Raw genomic sequence first — 391 nt, forward strand, 5'->3', positions numbered from 1 at the left:
GTGGGAAACGATGTGGGAAGGCTCAGACAGCCAGGATGTTGGCTTAGAAGCAGCCATCATTTAAAGAAAGCGTAATAGCTCACTGGTCGAGTCGGCCTGCGCGGAAGATGTAACGGGGCTAAACCATGCACCGAAGCTGCGGCAGCGAACGTATCACTTAAAACGATTTAGAGGGTTAACGATTGACGGAGCGAAGCGACGTCAAAGCGTTTTACAAAGTCGAGTCGGTTTAAGGATACGTTCGTTGGGTAGGGGAGCGTTCTGTAAGCCTGTGAAGGTGTATCGTGAGGTATGCTGGAGGTATCAGAAGTGCGAATGCTGACATAAGTAACGATAAAGCGGGTGAAAAGCCCGCTCGCCGGAAGACCAAGGGTTCCTGTCCAACGTTAAT

The 391-nt window shown here is 50.6% G+C and carries 1 rRNA gene; it reads left to right on the forward strand.

What is annotated here, in order from left to right:
- A 23S ribosomal RNA gene (locus KE671_RS22640) occupies positions 1 to 391 on the forward strand; the annotation flags it as partial.

This window comes from Citrobacter amalonaticus (assembly GCF_018252635.1).
Lineage (GTDB): Bacteria > Pseudomonadota > Gammaproteobacteria > Enterobacterales > Enterobacteriaceae > Citrobacter_A > Citrobacter_A amalonaticus_E.